This window comes from Methylobacterium segetis, from assembly GCF_004348265.1.
Lineage (GTDB): Bacteria > Pseudomonadota > Alphaproteobacteria > Rhizobiales > Beijerinckiaceae > Methylobacterium > Methylobacterium segetis.
Genome location: NZ_SMNT01000046.1, coordinates 24,660 through 41,641, shown reverse-complemented (window position 1 = coordinate 41,641; position 16,982 = coordinate 24,660). Strand labels below are relative to the sequence as shown.

Annotated in this window: 13 protein-coding genes; 8 read left to right on the top strand and 5 right to left on the bottom strand. The window is 73.1% G+C overall.

From position 1 onward, the window contains the following. Positions 1–1,462 (bottom strand): heparinase II/III family protein (locus tag E1J50_RS13545; RefSeq protein WP_132254370.1); only part of this gene is annotated, 1,462 nt, incomplete at its 3' end. A 169-nt stretch (positions 1,463–1,631) separates the two neighbouring features. Between E1J50_RS13545 and wecB the strand changes: the two genes are divergently transcribed. From wecB to E1J50_RS13525, 4 genes are read left to right on the top strand one after another with little or no spacing between them, the layout of a single operon-like run. Next, on the top strand, positions 1,632–2,831 hold the full coding sequence (gene wecB, locus E1J50_RS13540) for a non-hydrolyzing UDP-N-acetylglucosamine 2-epimerase (RefSeq protein WP_132254369.1): 1,200 nt from the start codon (positions 1,632–1,634) through the stop codon (positions 2,829–2,831). Positions 2,832–2,877: 46 nt separating this feature from the next. Next, the gene (gene wecC / locus E1J50_RS13535; protein ID WP_132254368.1) at positions 2,878–4,146 is read left to right on the top strand and encodes a UDP-N-acetyl-D-mannosamine dehydrogenase; all 1,269 of its coding nucleotides are present in this window, start codon (positions 2,878–2,880) and stop codon (positions 4,144–4,146) included. 24 nt (positions 4,147–4,170) lie between these two features. Beyond that, complete coding sequence (locus tag E1J50_RS13530; protein WP_132254367.1) at positions 4,171–4,953, top strand: WecB/TagA/CpsF family glycosyltransferase; 783 nt, start codon at positions 4,171–4,173, stop codon at positions 4,951–4,953. Further along, a complete protein-coding gene (locus E1J50_RS13525; RefSeq protein ID WP_132254366.1) occupies positions 4,950–6,428 on the top strand; it encodes a lipopolysaccharide biosynthesis protein in 1,479 nt (492 codons plus the stop codon). The genes E1J50_RS13530 and E1J50_RS13525 overlap by 4 nt, the downstream gene beginning before the upstream one ends. 8 nt (positions 6,429–6,436) lie before the next feature. Here E1J50_RS13525 and E1J50_RS13520 read toward each other — a convergent pair whose 3' ends face one another. The 3 genes from E1J50_RS13520 to E1J50_RS13510 are packed head-to-tail and all read right to left on the bottom strand — an operon-like array spanning position 6,437 to position 10,612. Beyond that, positions 6,437–7,510: a glycosyltransferase gene (locus E1J50_RS13520; protein ID WP_165937857.1), complete on the bottom strand. Its 1,074-nt coding sequence runs from the start codon at positions 7,508–7,510 to the stop codon at positions 6,437–6,439. A gap of 1 nt (position 7,511) precedes the next feature. Then, positions 7,512–9,416: an asparagine synthase (glutamine-hydrolyzing) gene (gene asnB / locus E1J50_RS13515; protein ID WP_132254364.1), complete on the bottom strand. Its 1,905-nt coding sequence runs from the start codon at positions 9,414–9,416 to the stop codon at positions 7,512–7,514. Positions 9,417–9,451: 35 nt separating this feature from the next. After that, on the bottom strand, positions 9,452–10,612 hold the full coding sequence (locus E1J50_RS13510; RefSeq protein ID WP_132254363.1) for a glycosyltransferase family 4 protein: 1,161 nt from the start codon (positions 10,610–10,612) through the stop codon (positions 9,452–9,454). Positions 10,613–10,861: 249 nt separating this feature from the next. Between E1J50_RS13510 and E1J50_RS13505 the strand changes: the two genes are divergently transcribed. The 4 genes from E1J50_RS13505 (at position 10,862) to E1J50_RS13490 (ending at position 16,312) form a co-directional block, all read left to right on the top strand. Next, on the top strand, positions 10,862–12,136 hold the full coding sequence (locus tag E1J50_RS13505; RefSeq protein WP_132254362.1) for a VpsF family polysaccharide biosynthesis protein: 1,275 nt from the start codon (positions 10,862–10,864) through the stop codon (positions 12,134–12,136). Beyond that, complete coding sequence (locus E1J50_RS13500) at positions 12,133–13,422, top strand: glycoside hydrolase family 5 protein (protein ID WP_132254361.1); 1,290 nt, start codon at positions 12,133–12,135, stop codon at positions 13,420–13,422. Before E1J50_RS13505 ends, E1J50_RS13500 begins: the two co-directional genes overlap by 4 nt. A 56-nt stretch (positions 13,423–13,478) precedes the next feature. Further along, positions 13,479–14,645 carry an acyltransferase family protein gene (locus tag E1J50_RS13495; RefSeq protein WP_165937856.1) on the top strand — a complete coding sequence of 389 codons (1,167 nt, stop codon included), beginning with the start codon at positions 13,479–13,481 and terminating at the stop codon, positions 14,643–14,645. A 104-nt stretch (positions 14,646–14,749) separates the two neighbouring features. After that, the gene (locus E1J50_RS13490) at positions 14,750–16,312 is read left to right on the top strand and encodes a glucosamine inositolphosphorylceramide transferase family protein (protein WP_132254359.1); all 1,563 of its coding nucleotides are present in this window, start codon (positions 14,750–14,752) and stop codon (positions 16,310–16,312) included. Between the two features lie 42 nt (positions 16,313–16,354). On the opposite strand, the gene E1J50_RS13485 is transcribed toward E1J50_RS13490, so the two are convergent. Further along, positions 16,355–16,966 carry a hypothetical protein gene (locus tag E1J50_RS13485; RefSeq protein ID WP_132254358.1) on the bottom strand — a complete coding sequence of 204 codons (612 nt, stop codon included), beginning with the start codon at positions 16,964–16,966 and terminating at the stop codon, positions 16,355–16,357. Positions 16,967–16,982 lie beyond the last annotated feature (16 nt).

Genomic DNA, 16,982 nt, shown 5'->3' with positions numbered 1-16,982 from the left:
GCGCGTCCGCGTGGCCGTGCGCGGCGAGCGTCAGGTAGCCGATCGGCCCGTGGTCGAACACGAGGTGGCAGGCGCGCCCGGCGATGCGCGCGTGGACGGCCGTGTAGCCGCCTTGCCGGAAGGTCTGCCGCCCCTCCGCGACGGGGCTGGGATCGGGCGGCGCGCCGAACACCGCGTCGCGCGGGTGCGGGTCGCGGGCCGGCGGGGCGAGGTCCGGACGGCCGGCGAGGCCGGCGATCGCCGCGGTGACGGAGGCGACGTAGCGGGGCTCGCGGCCGAGCCCGTCGCTGAGGATCCGCCCCTCGTCGTCGTCCCCGATCGCCGGGTTCCGCCCGGCCCCGTCGAGCATCGCCCGCAGGAACCCGGCCCCGGCCGCGAGCCGCGCCAGGAGCGCGGGCGCGAGCGGGCGCCCGGCGTCGCGCGCCAGCACGAAGCCGAGGCCGAGCATCTCCATCGTCCAGGCTTGGTAGGTCAGGGATTGCTCGGCCCCGACGCCGTCCGGCAGGATCTGGCGCTCGCCCTCCCCCTCGAGGATGGCCCGCCCCTCCGCCTCCCAGGACGCGGCCTCGGCGGCGCCCTCCAGCAGGAGCCCGGAGACGAGGAGCCCCAGCCCCTCCGCGATGCGGTGGTTGTTGGCCGAGGAGTGGAGCGAGGGGAAGGCCGCGATGGCCTCCGCATGGGCCGCGACGAGCCTGCGGAAGGCGGCGCGCTCCTCCGGCGGCAACCCTTCCGGCCCGGAAGCGGCCGCCACGAGCAGCAGGCTGACGAGCCGGAGCGTCATCTCGATGCCGGAGAACCAGTGGACGCCGCCATAGGGCGGGTTCACCCGGGAGAAGCTCGTCACGATCGCCCGTGCCGCCTCGCCGGCACGGGCATCCCCCGCGGCGCAGGCGGCGGCGAGCGGGTGGAGCATCTGGAGGCGGGCCGGCTCCCAGACGAACTTGACGTCGCCGGGGCGGCCGCTGCCGTCGGGCGCCTCGACCGTTGCGCGCACGTCGACGCGGTGGGCCGGCACGCCGGCCCCGGGCCAGGCCACGCCCGTCACCGGATCGTGAAACCAGAAGCCCGCACCGGCATCCGGGCCGGTGAAATCGGGTGCCGGCCAGTCGCGGCCGAAATAGTGGAATCGTCCCGCCTCGATCGCGGAAAGGCTGCGGCGCACGCCCGGCAGCCCCGCGGATTCCGCGAGCGCCCGCCGAAGCTCGGGAAAGTCGGGCAGCGGCGCGGGATCGCCCGGCGCGCGCGTCTCCCAGCCGATCGGCCGCCGGGCCCAGGCGCGCCTCCGCGCCGCCTCGCCGACGCGGTGGACGATCTCGGCGGGACCCATGGAGCGCAGGCGGCCGAGATACCACGCCAGCCGCGCGAGGCGGGCGCCGCCCGCGCTTCGGGATGCCCGCGCTGCGTGGCCTTGTGCGCTTGCGCGCGTCTCGGTTGTGCGCGATGCGCTATCAGCCTGGTCCATGCCCTGTCCCGGATTGAGCCGTCAAATTGCGGAGATCGCGTGAACGGGATCGCAAGAGTGTCAAAACAAAACAGTTTTGCCGCCGAAACCCGTGGTTCCCATCTTGCTCTCGCTACAACCGCAAAGATGAGCCGTCCAAGATCGTGCTGAGTCGGGACTGAGCAAGTCCATGAAGATCCTGTCGGTGTTCGGCACGCGCCCCGAGGCGATCAAGATGGCTCCCGTCGTCGCGATGCTTCAGCAGACGCCCGGCATCCTGTCGCGGGTCTGCTCGACGGGACAGCACCGGAGCATGCTCGACAGCGTGCTCTCGACCTTCGACATCCGGCCCGACGACGATCTCGACGTGATGCGGGCCGACCAGAGCCTGACCGACGTGTTCGCCCGGGTGATGACCGGCCTCGACCGCATCCTGGCGGAGTGGAAGCCGGATTACGTCCTCGTGCAGGGCGACACCGCGACGAGCACCGCCGCGGCGATGGCCGCCTTCTTCCGGCGCATCCCGGTCGGCCATGTCGAGGCGGGCCTGCGCACCGGCAACCTCCAGAGCCCCTGGCCCGAGGAGGCGAACCGCCGCGTCACCGCGATCGTGGCCGACCGGCACTACGCCCCGACGAGCCGGGCGCGCGCCGCCCTCCTCAGCGAGGGCTACCCGGCCGACCGCATCCTCGTCACCGGCAATACGGGCATCGACGCGCTCCTGCGCATGGCAGAGTTCGTGCGCCAGCCCGGGGCGATGCGGGACCGCCTCGAGGAGCGCTTCGGCTGGATCGACCCCAAGGCGCGGCTCGTCCTCGTCACCGGGCACCGGCGTGAGAGCTTCGGCGAGGGCTTCCTCAACATCTGCAAGGCGCTCGGCGAGCTCGCGCGCCGGCCGGGGATCCAGGTCGTCTACCCCGTCCATCTCAACCCGAACGTGCGTGGGCCGGTCTTCGAGCATCTCGGCGACAATCCCGGGATCAGGCTGATCGAGCCCCTCGACTACCCCGACTTCGTTTACCTGATGACCCGCGCCGCGCTGATCCTCACCGATTCCGGCGGGGTGCAGGAGGAGGCGCCGGTGCTGCGCAAGCCCGTCCTCGTGATGCGCGACACGAGCGAGCGCGCCGAGGCGGTCGAGGCGGGCGTCGCCCGGCTCGTCGGGACCGAGCCCCGCACCATCGTGGCGAGCGTGACCCGCCTCCTCGACGACGCCTCCGCCTATGCCGCGATGGCGTCCGGCGCGAGCCCGTTCGGCGACGGGCATGCCAGCGCGCGCATCGTCGCCGATCTCGTCAACCAAGCGGAAACCGCTCCGGCATTCCGTCCGAACCTTCGCGTCTCGCGGGAGTTCGTCGCCACGACCCAGCGCATCCAGCGCATCGCCTGACCCCTCCCGACACAGCCATTCTCCAGCCCACCGGAGCCGATCTCCCATGACGCGCACCCGCCAGACCATCTCGGTGATCGGCCTCGGCTATGTCGGCCTGCCGACCGCGGCGACCTTCGCCTCGCGCGGGCTCAGCGTGATCGGCGTCGACATCCGCGCCGACGCGGTCGAGCGCATCCAATCCGGCAAGGCCCACTTCATCGAGCCCGACCTCGACATCGTGCTCCGCGCGGTCGTCACCGCCGGCAACCTGCGGGCGACGACGCAGCCGGAGCCGGCGGACGCCTTCCTGATCGCGGTGCCGACCCCGATCCGCGACGACAGGACCGCGGACCTCACCGCGGTCCGCTCGGCGCTGGCCTCGATCGCGCCCGTCCTGAAGCGGGGCGACCTCATCATCATCGAATCGACCTGCCCCGTCGGCACCACCCAGGGCGCCGCCGAGCAGCTGCGCGGCCTGCGCCCCGACCTCACCTTCCCCGACACGGACCCGGAGAGCTCCGACATCCTGCTCGCCTACAGCCCGGAGCGGATCCTGCCCGGGCACACCCTGCGCGAGCTGATCGAAAATCCGCGCACCTATGGCGGCCTCGACCATCGCAGCGCGCTCGCCGCGCGCGACCTCTACAGCGTGTTCGCGACCGGGCCGCAGCGCCTGACCACGGCGCCGACCGCCGAATTGTCGAAGCTCGTCGAGAACGCCTATCGCGACGTGAACGTGGCCTTCGCCAACGAGCTCTCGCTCGTCTGCGACGCGCTCGGCCTCGACGTCTGGTCGGTGATCCGCCTCGCCAACCTCCACCCGCGCGTGAACATCCTGGCGCCGGGCGCCGGCGTCGGCGGCCATTGCATCCCGGTCGACCCCTGGTTCATCCACGAGGCGCTGCCGCAGCAGACACCGCTCATCCGCGCCTCGCGGGAGGTGAACGACGGCAAGCCGCGCTTCCTCGCCGACAAGATCGCCGGCATCGCCTCGCGCTTCCGGGAGCCGAAGATCGCGCTGCTCGGCCTCACCTACAAGCCGAACGTCGACGACCTGCGCGAGAGCCCGGCCCTGCACATTGCCTGCGACCTCGCCGAGCGCCGCCTCGGCCGGCTGATGATCGTGGAGCCGCACGTGCCCGAGCTGCCCGACAGCCTCGCCGACCGAACCGATGTCGAGCTGATGGCGTTGCAGGACGCCGTCGCCGAGGCCGACGTGGTCGCGATCCTCGTCGCGCATGACCGGTTCCGCAACCTGAACCGCGGGGCGGTGAGCGCGAAGATCGTGGTCGACGCCGTGGGGCTCCTCGCCCAGCCGCTCGAAGCGGCCTGAGAGAGATTGCGAGAGGTTGAGCCGATGCGCGTCGAACTCCTCGGACTGCCGGTCGACATCCTGAGCCACGACGAGACGGTCGGGCGGGCGCTCGCCGCGATGCGGGGCGAGGCGCCCCGCTGCCAGCACGTCGCGCTCAACGTCGCCAAGCTCGTCAATGCCCGCCGCGACCCCGAGCTCGACCGCGACATCCGCGAGAGCGACCTCATCGGCATCGACGGGGCCGGGATCGCGCTGGCGCTGCGCCTCCTCGGCCACCGCAAGGTCTCGCGCGTGGCCGGCATCGACCTCTTCGAGAGCCTCATGGCCCTCTGCGCCGAGCAGGGCCTGCGCCCCTATCTCCTCGGCGCGAAGCCCGATGTCGTCGCCGACACGGCGCGAGCCCTGACGCAGCGCCACCCGGGCCTCGACCTCGCGGGCTACCAGCACGGCTATTTCCGGCCCGAGCAGGAGGCCGAGATCTGCCGGCAGATCGGGGCGAGCGGCGCCCATTGCCTGTTCATCGCGCTGCCGACCCCGCACAAGGAGCGCTTCATGCGCCGGCACCGGGACGCGCTGAACCTGCCCTTCCTGATGGGGGTGGGCGGCTCCTTCGACGTGGTCGCCGGCCGCGTGCAGCGGGCGCCGCGCAGCGTCCAGGCGCTCGGCGCCGAATGGTTCTACCGGCTCGCCCAGGAGCCGCGCCGGCTCGCCGGCCGCTATCTCAAGACCAACGCCGTCTTCGCCGGGCTCCTCCTCGGCGCGGCCGCCCGCCGCCTCGTCGCCCCGCAGGAACCGGGGCCGCTCGGGCGGGGGCGCGAGCGATGACCCGCTCGGCCTACGCGCTCTACTTCCTGGCGAACCTCGCGCCCCGGGCGCTGATGTTCCTGCTGCTCCTCGTCCTCACCCGGCTGATGCCGATGGGCGAGTACGGCCTGTTCGTCCTCGTCGTCACCACCGGCGAGATCTTCGACATGGCCCTGTGCAACTGGGTGCGGGTCTTCGCCCTCCGAAGCGAGGGCGCGAGCGCCACCATGCGCCCGTACCGGCTCGGGCGCCTGCTCGCACTCACCTTCGCGACGACGGGCCTCGCCTTCCTGCTGGCGGGCGCGAGCGGCCTGCTGCGGCACGAGCAATCCCTCGCCTTCGCCGTGTCGGTCGCCGCGATGATCCTCGCCTTCGCGCCCCTGCGGCTCTCGCTGATGCTGCTCCAGGTGCAGCGCAAGCACTCGGCCTACGCCGCCGTCGAGGCTTTGCGCGCGGGCGGCACCTTCGCCGCCACCGGCGCCGCGATGCTGCTCCTGCCGCCGGATTTCCTGAACGCCTCCCTCGCGCTCGCCGCGGCGACGGCGACGGCGGGCCTCGTCGGCCTCTGGCAGGCGCTTGGCCATGTCCCGCGCCCGCGCCGCGCCCGCCGCGGCTACGGGGCCGCCCTCGCCTTCGGGCTGCCGATCGCGGTAGCGCAGGTCCTCGTCTACGCGCTGGGCTATTTCGACCGCTACATCGTGGATTTCCTGCTCGGCCCCCACGCGGTCGCGGTGCTCGCCGCCGCCTACTCGCTCGGCCGCCAGCCGATCGAGCTGTTCATCGGCCCGCTGAACAACTACGCCTTTCCCCACCTCGTGAAGATCTACGAGCACGAGGGCCCGGAGGCCGCCGCGACCGCGCAGGCGGGCCTCCTCGCCACGCTGGTCACGGTCGGCAGCGCCATCGTGATGGGCCTGATCCTGCTGACCGACCCGCTGCTGACGATCGCCCTGCCGGCGGATTACCACGCCGAGGCCGCGCTCCTCCTGCCCTGGATCGCCTTCGGCTCGCTGGCGCTCCTCGTGAAGTACTTCATCTTCGACAACGCCTTCCACCTCGCCAAGCGGACCTGGCTGCAGCCCGTGGCCATGTTGCCGCCCGCGATCTTCGGCCTCGTCGCCTGTTCCCTGCTCGTGCCGCGGTTCGGCATCGTGGGGGCCGGGATCTCCTTCGCCGTGGGCGCCTGCTTCGCGGCCCTGACCACGGCCGTGATCACCTCCCGCATCCTGCCCGTGCGGATGCCCTGGGGCATGCTCGCCCGGATCGTCCTCGCCAATGCCTGCGCCTCCTGCGCGCTCTACACTTTGCGCGGCTTCAGCGAGCCGGCCGGCCCGCTCGTCGTGCTCGTGGCGAGCACCCTGGCCTTCATCGCGGTCTACGCCGCCGCGCTGACCCTGATCGGCGTCTCGTTGCGCCGGACGATCGAGACGCCCTGGGCCTCCGTGGCGCCGCGTCCCCGGGAACCGATGCTGAAGCCGATCCTGCAGAAGCCGTAAGGATCGGGCTAGCGGGCGAGCACCGCCTCGAACAGGTCGAGGTAGCGCGCGACCACGCGGGGCACCGCGTAGGTCGCCGCCCGGGCGATCCGCGGCCCCGGGTCGCCCGGATCGGCGAGCGCCGCCCGCAGGCCGGCCGCCAGCGCCGCCGCGTCGCCGACCGGGACGAGCGTCCCGTAGCGGCCGCGCTCCAGGATCTCGCCCGGGCCGCCGCAATCGGTGGCGACGACGGGAAGGCCCGAGGCGAGCGCCTCGACGACCACGTTGCCGAAGGATTCGCTCGTCGAGGACAGGGCGAGGACGCGCGCCTGCCCGTAGGCCGGCCAGGGCTCGGCGAAGCCCGGCAGGCTCACCCGCCCGGCCACCCCCGCTTCGGCCGCCGTGCGCTCCAGCGAGGGCCGCTCCGGCCCGTCCCCGAGGATCGTCAGGCGCACCGTCTCCGGCAGAAGTGCCAGCGCCCGGATGAGGCTGTCGTAGCCCTTCTCGGGCACGAGCCGCCCCACGGCGAGGATCATGAGGGGGCGCGCCGCGAGGGCGCCCGCATCGGCGGCTGCCTGCGCGCGCTCGACCGGGATCGGATTCGGGATGCAGGCCAGCTTGCCCGAGTCGGCGCGCCACTCCGCGACGAGGCGCTGCCGGAGCCCCTCCGAGACGCAGACCGTGCGGGCGGAGAAGCGCGTCAGCGGCCCGGCCAGGGGGAAGGCCGCGCCGCCGATCCGCCCGCGCACGATGCCGGGATGGCCATGATAGGACAGGACGATGCGCGTCCGGCCCGGCGCCAAGAGCTTGGCGGCCGCGAGCTTCACGCTCGCGGGCGCGTCGATGGCGAGCGCGATGTCGGGCTCGGTCGCCCGCAGGCGCCGCGCGAGGCGGCCGACATTGGCGACGTGGCCGCCCCCGAGGACGACGACCTCGACGCCCGGCGCCACGAAGCCGGCATTGCCCGCGCGCTTCGCGTCGACGATCAGCGTGGTCGCGACGCCGGCTTCGTGGAGGCCGCTCGCGAGCACCGCCGCCACGCGCTCGGCGCCTCCGGTCTGCAGGCAGGGGACGTAGATCGCGACGGAGCGGACCCGCCCCACCTCAGGCGACCCGGCTCTGGGCCTGGCCGGCGCCGAGGCCGGGCTTGAAGGTGCGCAGGAACAGCTCGAGATTCGCGAGCGACCACAGGACCTTCTGATGGTCGCTGCGGCCCTCCAGGTGCTCGGCCACGAGGCGGTCGATCTCGGCCGGGCGGAGGATGCGGCGCGTCTCGGAGGCGCCGGACAGGAGCAGGTCCTCCAGGCGCGCGCGTAAAGGGCCGCGGAACCAGAGTCCGGTCGGCACGGTGAAGCCGACCTTCCTGCGGTTGAGGATCGTGGCCGGCAGCATCCGGGCGGTGGCGGCCCGCAGCACCGCCTTGCCCTTCGGGTGGCCGACGAGGAACCGGTCTGGGAAGCGCGCGACGAGGCGGGCGAGCTCGACATCCATGAAGGGCATGCGGCCCTCGATGCCGGCGGCCATCATCATGCGGTCGCCGCGCTCCAGGAGGTTGTCCGGCAGGTAGGAGGTCTGGTCGTAGAATTGCGTGCGGCGCACGCCGGAGCCCCGCGCGATCGAGAAGGGAAAGTCGTCGATCGCGGCCGGATCGGCCCGGCCGGTCAGAGCCAGGCGCTCCGCCGAGGAGACGCCGCCGAACCAGCGCCGCATCCGCGCCGACCGGTCGCGCTCGGCCAGGGCGTTGGCGAGCACCTTCACGCGGCGCGCGCCGTAGGGCATGGCGCCGACCGCCGGGTGGACGAGCCTGTCGTGCACCACGCCCGGCACCAGCGACTGGTAGAGGGCGAGCCAGCGCTCGGCCCGGTGCTTCGGGTAGCCCGCGAGCAACTCGTCCGAGCCTTCGCCCGTCAGCACCATCTTCACGCTGGCGCTCGCCGCGCGGGCGAGCAGCAGGATCGGGATGTCGGAGGTCTCGGTGACCGGCGCGCCGCGATGGGCGAGCGCGTCGGGCCACGCCTCCGCGAAGTCCTCGGGCGTGATCACGCAGGCGGTGTGGTCGGTGTCGAACAGGTCGGCGACGGCGCGCGCGTGGTCGAGTTCGGAATAGGCGGCCTCGGCGAAGCCGACCGAGAAGGTCCGCAGGCGGCCGCGGGCATGGCGCGCCATCGTGGCGACGACGGCCGAGGACTCGAGGCCGCCGGACAGGAAGGCGCCGAAGGGCGCGTCGCTGCGCATGCGGATGCGCACCGCCTCGTCGAAGGCCGCCTCGAACAGGCGAACGGCCTCGCCGAAATCCGTGACGTCGGGCGCCGTCTCGGCGAAGGGGGGCGTGAAGTAGCGGCGCACGTCGAGCCGCCCCTTCGCCCAGATCCCGAGGCAGCCCGGCGGCAGCTTGCGGATGCCGGAGAAGAAGGTCGCCGGGCCCGGCACGTAGCGGTCGACGAGGTAGGCGTCGAGGGCGTCCCAGTCGAGGGTGCGATCCGTTCCCGGCAGGCCAAGCAGTGCCGGGATCTCGGAGGCGAAGGCGATGCGCCCCGGCGATTCGGCGAGGAAGAGCGGCTTCTTGCCGAAGGCGTCGCGGGCGATGAGCACGCTCTGGCGCGCCCGGTCGAACAGGGCGAAGGCGAACATGCCGCGGAACCGCGCGACGCAATCCTCGCCCCAGGCCCGGTAGGCCTCGATCAGGACCTCGGTGTCGGATTCGGTGCGGAACGCGTGCCCGCGGGCGCGAAGCTCCTCGCGCAGCTCCACGTAATTGTAGATCTCGCCGTTGAAGGTGACGGTGACCGCATCATCGGCCGAGGACATCGGCTGGTGACCGCCGCCGAGATCGATGATCGACAGGCGGCGATGGCCGAAGGCGACCTCGTGCCGGCCGTCCGCCGTCGCGGACCGCCAGAAGCCGGACCCGTCCGGTCCGCGGTGGCGGATGTCCTCGGCGAGCGCCGCCAGCGCGCCCTCTCCGGGGGCGCGCGCCGCCTCGACGATCCAGCCCACGATGCCGCACATGCCCTGCCCGTCCCGAAGTGGGGCGACCCGCTCCCTCAGGCGCGCTCGCCGACCGCAAGTTCCGCCGACGTTGCACCGCGCGTGCCGGCCCTCCCGGCGAGATCCGTGTAGATCCGGCACAGGTCCGTCTCGAACGCCTCGATCGTGAAGGCGTCGAGAAAATGGCGGCGGGCGGCGACCTGCAGGCGGCCGAGCCGCGCGCGGTCGGACAGGCAGCCTGCGATCGCGTCGGCGAAGGCGGCCGGGTCGCGCGGCAGGAGGTGACCGTTGACCCCGTCGACGACGATCTCGGACGTGTTGCTGATGTCGGTCGCCAGGAGCGCCGCGCCCGCGCAGGCTCCCTCGATGAGGCTGAGCGGCAGCGCCTCCACGAGCGAGGGCAGCGCCACGATGTCGGCCCGGCGCATCAGGTCGTGCACGGCGGGCGAGTCGAGCCATCCCGTGAAGCGGATGCGGTCCTCAAGGCCCCGCTCGCGCGCGAGCGATGCGTAGGTCTCGACGTCGCCGTCCCCCGCGATCGTGCAATGCCAGCCGTCGACGCCGCGGGCGGCCAGCAGCGCCAGGGCCTCGATGAGGACGGCCGCGCCCTTGCGCGGGCCGAGCCGGCCGGCGAGCAGGATCTCGACGGGGCCTCCCGCCGCCCCGCCCTTCGGCAGGGGGGCGGCGTCGGCGAAATCGGGGGTGCCGTTGAGGAGGACGCGGATCCGCTCCCGCGCCACGCCGTGGCGGGCGACGAGATCGGCGGTCGGGCGCCCGAGCACGAGGAGGCGGTCGGCGCCCCGGCAGATCGCGAGGAACAGGCGCCCCTCGACGCTCCCGCTCCGGATGCCGGCCTCCGGCACCGCGTCGTGGAGATGGGCGGCCACGCGCGCGCCAAAGAGCTTGGCGAGATGCAGGAGCACGACTTTTCGCCACGCGCTGCCGCGATTGGCGAAGTTGAGGTGCACGATGTGGGGACGAAACCGCGCGAGGCGCCACGCGATGCCGGCGAGATACCTCGGGAAGGCGAGCGGCCAGAGCGCGCCCTCGACCGGCCCGCGGGAGGCGACGAACCGCAGGTCGATGCCCGACCAGCAGAGAGCCTCGCCGATGCGCAGGTAGCTGTAGAGCCGGTCGATGCCGCCCCGCCCGTCCGGACCGGTCGGCGTCACGCAGAGCACGCGCAGAGGACCGGTCGCTTGGCCGGACGGCGGCATGGGAGGGATCTCCGGCTCAGGGGATGCGACGGCCTCAGGGGATGCGACGGCGAGGCAAGACAATCGTCGCGTTCAGCGGACGGAATGTGCTGTCCGCAGGTGCGGAGTGCAGCACTCCAGATTAGAGCACAGCAATCGCCATCTGGCGAGGAAGGTTCGGGATTGTGGATAATCGGCACATCTTAACCTCTTCATGTTTCCCTCGTGTTAGCGGGCGAAACGAGAATGGCGCGTGAGCGTGAGGGAGAGATGGTGACCGCCATCGGCCCGGCCGGTGTCCTGCCCTCGGCAGCGCGGGCGACCCCGCTATTGTCGGCCCTGTTCCTGGCCTTCGCGGTGCTCGTGCTGGCGCGCGTGGCCCTGAACCCGCTGCTCGTCGACCTCGTGATGAGCTACACGGGCGACGGCGGCTCGATCGTCGAGAAGATCCACCCCACCTTCTGGGGCTTCCTCGCGGTCGGGGCGGCGAGCCTCCTCACGCAGCGCATCGACCTGACGGCCTGGGAGCTGCGGGTGGTGCGGGCGCTCCTCGCCTTCTGCGCGGCCTGCACCGGCCTGCTCGCCTTCGCCACGGTGACGGGGCGCAGCGCCTCGGTCGGCTACGTGCTCGACACCTACGTCACCCTGGCGACGCTCGCGCTGATGTTCGTCTTCCCCGCGCCCTGGCGGCGGGGCATCGGGCAAGCCCTCGTCTGCTACCTGCTCGCCTGCGCGGCGCTCGCCATCGTCGAATTCGTGCTCCGGTTCCGGCTGATGCCCTTCGTCGAGAGCGAGGCGGTGTTCCGGCCGACCGGCCTGTCCTCGCACCCGCTCGAGCTCGGCATGTGGTGCGCGGCCGGGATCGGCTTCGCCGCAGCCACACCCTGGTCCCGGCGGCTCCGGTTCGCCGCCTGCGCGCTGCTGCTCGTGGGCTGCGTCGCGTCGGGCGCGCGCACCGCCACGCTGCTCGCGAGCCTCGGCGCCGTCGCCCTCCTCGTCGCCGGCATCGGCGCCGGCCTGCCGGCCGGGCGCCGCCAGGAGCGCCGCGTCCTCGTCATCCTCGGCGTGCTGCTCGTCGGCCCGGTCCTCCTCGGCGCCCTCGTCGCGGCCGGGGCGCTCGACCGGTTCTCGGAGGGCATGGCGGACGGCAATGCGAGGGCGCGCGTCGACGTCTACGGCGTGCTCTCCTACCTCTCGTGGAACGAGCTTCTCCTCGGCGGCGACATCGAGGCCGTGCGCAAGCTCGCCTTCGAGCAGTTCAAGCTGCCCTATATCGAGAGCTCCGTCGTCGTGCTCATCGTCCAGTTCGGGCTCATCGGGGCGGGCTTCTTCGCCCTGATGCTCGGGCGCCTCGTCGTGACGATCCTGCGGGGCGCCCAGGGCAGCGCGATCCTCGGGACGGTGATCTTCTTCGCGGCCGCGCTGAGCAACAACGGCCTGTCGAGCAAGACGCCGTCCGTCTTCCTGATCCTGTCGCTGGCCATCGCCTTCCACCCCGCCGCGGCCCCGCGCCTCCGCCCCGGCGCAGCGGGCTTGCGGCCATGAGGGCGCTTCTCCTCGCCCTCGCCCTCCTCGCGGGCTTCGCGCCGGCCGTTGGCGCGGCCTCTCCCGGCGCGGCCACTCCCGGAACAAGCTTCCGGCGCGGGGTCGGCGTCCACACGATGCTGAACTGGGGCCGCCTCGACCCGGCGGACCGCACGCGCTACGCGGCCGAGCCCTTCTCGGGCGAATCCTACGCGCTGTCGGACGCGGTGATCCGCAACGTCGCCGCCGCGGGCTTCGACTTCGTCCGTCTCACCCTCGATCCCGGCCCCTTCCTCCAGCTCGAAGGAGCCGCGCGCGACGCCCTCGACGCCCGGCTGACGGCGACCGTGCGGCGCTTCCTCTCGGCCGGCCTCGCCGTGGTGGTCGATCTCCACCCGAACACGCAGGTGCCCCGCTACGATCCGGTGAACTGGCTGCGCTCGACGGAGGACCCGATCTTCCTGCGCTACGTCGAGCTCGTCCGCCGCACCGCGCGCCTGCTCGGCGGGCTCGGCAGCGCCGCCGTCGCCTTCGAGCCCATGAACGAGCCGCCCTACGGCTACGATTCCTCGTCGGTCCGGCGCTGGCAGACGATGTGCGAGCGCCTTCACGCCACGATCCGCGGGGAGGCGCCGGACCTCCTCGTCGTGCTGACGGGAGCGCATGGCGGCGACCGGTTCGGGCTCATCGCCCTCGACCCCGCGCCGTTCCGCGGGAGCCGCGTCCTCTACTCCTTCCACTTCTACGAGCCCTACCCGTTCACCCACCAGGGGGTCGTCTCGGACTCCAAGGGCTCCGAGATGTGGCGCTACCTCTCCGAGATGCCCTATCCGGCCCCCAGCGTGCCGGCGCCGATCGTCCTCGACGTGGTGCGCGGCAACGTCGAGGGCGACGCGAGCCTCGATCCCGCCCGGCGCCGCGCGGCCCTGGCGCAGGCCCAGGCGCAGGTGCGCGCCTATCTGGCCGAGGGGTTCGACCGGTCCCGGATCGCGCAGGCCTTCGATAAGGTCGGCGAGTGGGCGCGCCGCAACGCGATTCCCGGCGACCGCATCTTTCTCGGCGAGTTCGGCGCGACCCGGACCTACGGGCCCTATCGCGCCTCCGATCCGCTCTCCTACGAGACGTGGCTGCGCGACATCCGCGACCTCGCCGAGCAGCGCTCGTTCGGCTGGGCCTTCTGGGCGCTCGGCGGCTACGGCGGCATGTCGCTCGTCGCCGAGGATGGCGGCTCGGTCCTCGACCGCACGACCTTGCGCGCCCTCGGCCTCAGGACCGATCCGCAGGCGGGCGCGGGGGCGCCGCGATGACCCGCCCCCCTGCCCCGCCCGGTCGGCCGCCGGGGTCCCGCGCAGGAACCGCGTCCATGCCCTCGACCCGCCCCGAAGGCCGCGACCGCGCCGGCTCGCACGCGGGCGGCGAGACGGGCCTGCGCATCCCGGGGCTCGACGGGTTCCGCGCCGTCAGCATCCTCCTCGTGATGGCCTCGCATTCCGGGCTTCAGAACGTGATCCCGGGCGTGTTCGGGGTGACGATCTTCTTCTTCGTCAGCGGCTTCCTGATCACGAGCCTCCTTCTCGAGGAGCGGTCGCGCACGGGCGGCATCGCGACGGGCGCGTTCTACATGCGCCGCTTCCTGCGGCTCTACCCGCCCCTCGTCGTCTTCATCTCGATCACCGGCGCGGTCTGGGTGGCCGGGGGCCACGCGCTGCACCCGCTCGGGGTGATCGGGGCGCTCGCCTACCTCGCCAACTACCTGTCGATCTTCCACAAGGAGCTGATGCAGGGGCTGGGCGGGCAGCTCTGGTCGCTCGCCGTCGAGGAGCATTTCTACCTCGTCTACCCGCTCCTCCTGCCCCTGCTGCTCCGGCGCCGCGCCCTCGCCATTCCCGGCCTGCTCGCGCTCTGCGCCCTCTCGCTCGTCGTGCGCGTCCTCGTCTGCCTCCGGCATCCCGAGATCGCCACCGCCTATACGGGCATGGCAACCGAGTGCCGGATCGACGCGATCCTGTTCGGGGCGGTGACCGCGCTCGCGTGGCGCTCGCCCTCCGGCGCGCGCTTCGTGGCCGCCGCCACGCGGCCCGCGATCGTCGCCGCGGGTGCCGGCGCGATCCTCGCGAGCTTCCTGATCCGCGACGAACTGTTCCGGAACACGCTGCGCTACACGATCCAGGAGATCGCGCTCGTGCCGCTCGTGCTGGCGGGCACCGTCGCGCCCGGCTGGTCCCGGCTGAAGGCGCTTCTCGACGGGCCCGTCGCCCTCCGCATCGGGCGCCTCAGCTACGCGCTCTACCTCTGGCACCTCGCGGGCCTGGCCGCCGGCGAGGCGCTCCTGCCCGGCGCGGGCTGGCGCTTCGCGGCGGCGATGGCCGTCGGCTGGATGCTCTCCTTCGCCTTCGCCGAACTCTCCTACCGCCTCGTCGAGCGCCCGTTCTTCGCCCTCAGGCGACGTTTCGGCTCGCATGTGAGCGCGCAGGAAAATCCCCTCGATCATTCCGCATCGGAGCCGGCCCTCAACCGGGGGGCCGCGTGACGGATTCGGCTGAGATGGCGGCGGGTGGCGGGCCGAGTTTCGAACGAGGGTTCCCCGATACCGCGGCGGCGGACCGAGGCGGGGGGCACCCGAGGGGACGGACGATGTTGGGTGGCGGGATGGGCGGGGAGGATGCCGGGCACGGGGGCGCGGATCGGAGCGTGGTGCAGGACGAGGCTCCGGGTGAGGCGGCCGACGCGGCACCGGCGGCGCGGCTCGTCATCCGCCTCGATCCCCGCCGGCTCTGGCGCTGGCACCTCTGGCTCCTCGACGAGATCGCGGCGACCGGCCGGTATCGTGTCGCCCTCGACCTGTCGGCGCGGGGCCGCCCCCTCCCCGCCGGGCTGAGCCTCCTTCTCGATCTCGAGCGGCTCGTCTTCCGCCTGCGCGGCGAGCGGGCCGCCGAACCCGTCTCGGCCGACGCGATCCGGCGCGTCTGCCCCCTCGCCTCGCCCGCCGAGGCCGCCGATCTGGTGCTCGACCTGTCCGGTGCTCCGGCGCAGGCGGATCGGCCGAGCTTGCGCCCGCTCTACGACGGCAGCGCCGACGAGGACGTGTTGCTCGACCGCGTGATGCAGCCGGCGCGCCTCAGCCTCTCGATCGACGGTGCCGCCCGCGCCGAGACCGCGCGTCCGGAGATCGCCGGTCGTCCCGTCCTCACGGAGCGGCTCGACAATGCCTTCGGCGTGCTGCTCGGCCTCTGCCTCAGGGCGGTGCGGGAGGGCACGGCGTCCGGCGGGCAACACGATGCGCCCGCCGGGCACGCCGTCGCCCCGGCCGACCTCGCGGCCTTCGCCGCGCGGGCCGTGCGGACCAAGATCGCGCGAACGCTGACGAAGCTCAGCCGCGAGGCGCCGCGCTGGCGGGTCGGCGCCCGCCGCACCCGCGACGCGGATCTCCTCGCCCGGACCCTCAAGCTGCCGGAGGCGGGCTACGCCTTCCTGCCGGATGACGGGCAGCGCTTCTACGCCGATCCCTTCCTGCTCGCCGCCGGGGGGACGACCTACGTGATCATGGAGGAATTCCCGTTCGGCACGCGCAAGGGGCTGATCTCGGTCGGCACCCTCGACGAGGCGGGCCGGATCTCGCAGGTTCGGCCCGTGCTGGAGGAGGCGCACCACCTCTCCTACCCCCACGTGATCGAGCATGCCGGCGCCCATTGGATGGTGCCGGAGAGCTGCAACAGCCGCCAGATCTGCCTCTACCGGGCCGTGCGCGTGCCGGACATCTGGGAGAAGGTCGCCGTGCTGGTGGACGGTGTCGACGCCTCCGACGCGACCCTCCACTGCCAGGACGGCGTCTGGTGGATGTTCGCCGCGGTGCGCGAGCGCCACGGCTCGCGCAACGACACGCTCCGCCTCTACACGGCTCCCGACATTGCCGGCCCCTGGCGGCCCGCCCCGATCGATCCCGCCCTCATCGACGCGACCTCGGCGCGGCCCGCCGGGAATCTCTTCCGCCTCGGCGGGAAGCTGTGGCGGCCGGCGCAGGATTGCTCGCGGAGCTACGGCGGCGCGCTCTCGCTCTGCACCGTCGAGACCCTCTCGGCGGACGCCTATGCGCAGACGCGGGTGACGACGATCGAGCCCCGTGCCCCGGTCGAGGGGCTGGGGTTGCACACCCTCAATTTCGGGCACGGCTACGAGGTGATCGACGTGGTGCGGTGAGCGGCCCGCGCCGTCAGGGGGCCGCCCGCCGCGGCTCCGGCCTTACTGGGCGGGCGTGAAGAATTTCGGGTCGAGGGCCGAAAGCGCGAGGAGCGGCGCGGGCATCGGGATGCCGGCGACCCGCATGGCCCGGGCGGCGTCGCGGCAGGCCGCGATGCTGTTGTCGCGCGCGGCCGCGTCGACCCGCTCGATCATCTCCGGCGTCGGCTTCAGGGGCGGCGGGGCGGCCGGCGCCGCGGGCGCGGCGGCCGCTTGCGGAGCCGTCGCCTTGGCATCGGCCTGCGCGGCGCCCTGCGGGCCGGAGGCGCCGGGCCCGTTCTGGGCCACGGGGCCGCTCATGCCGGATTTCTGCTGCGTCTCGCCCGCGGCTGCCGAGGGGCCCCCGGATTGCTGGCCCGGAGCCGGTGCCTGCACGGCGGATGTCGGCTGGCCCGCCCCGGGCTGGCCCGCACTTGGCTGCCCCGAATTTGGCTGCCCCGCAGCCGGCTGACCGGCCGCCGGCGCGGCCGGCGCCTGCGCGGGTGCGGGCGGATGCACGTAGGCGACGAGTTCCTGGCACAGATTCGCCGGCTTGCCCGACCCGGCCTGCGCCGAGGCGGCTGCGGGCACGAGGATCGCGGCGGCCGCGAGAGTGGCGAGGTGCAGGCCCTTCATCGTCTCCGTCCTTCTT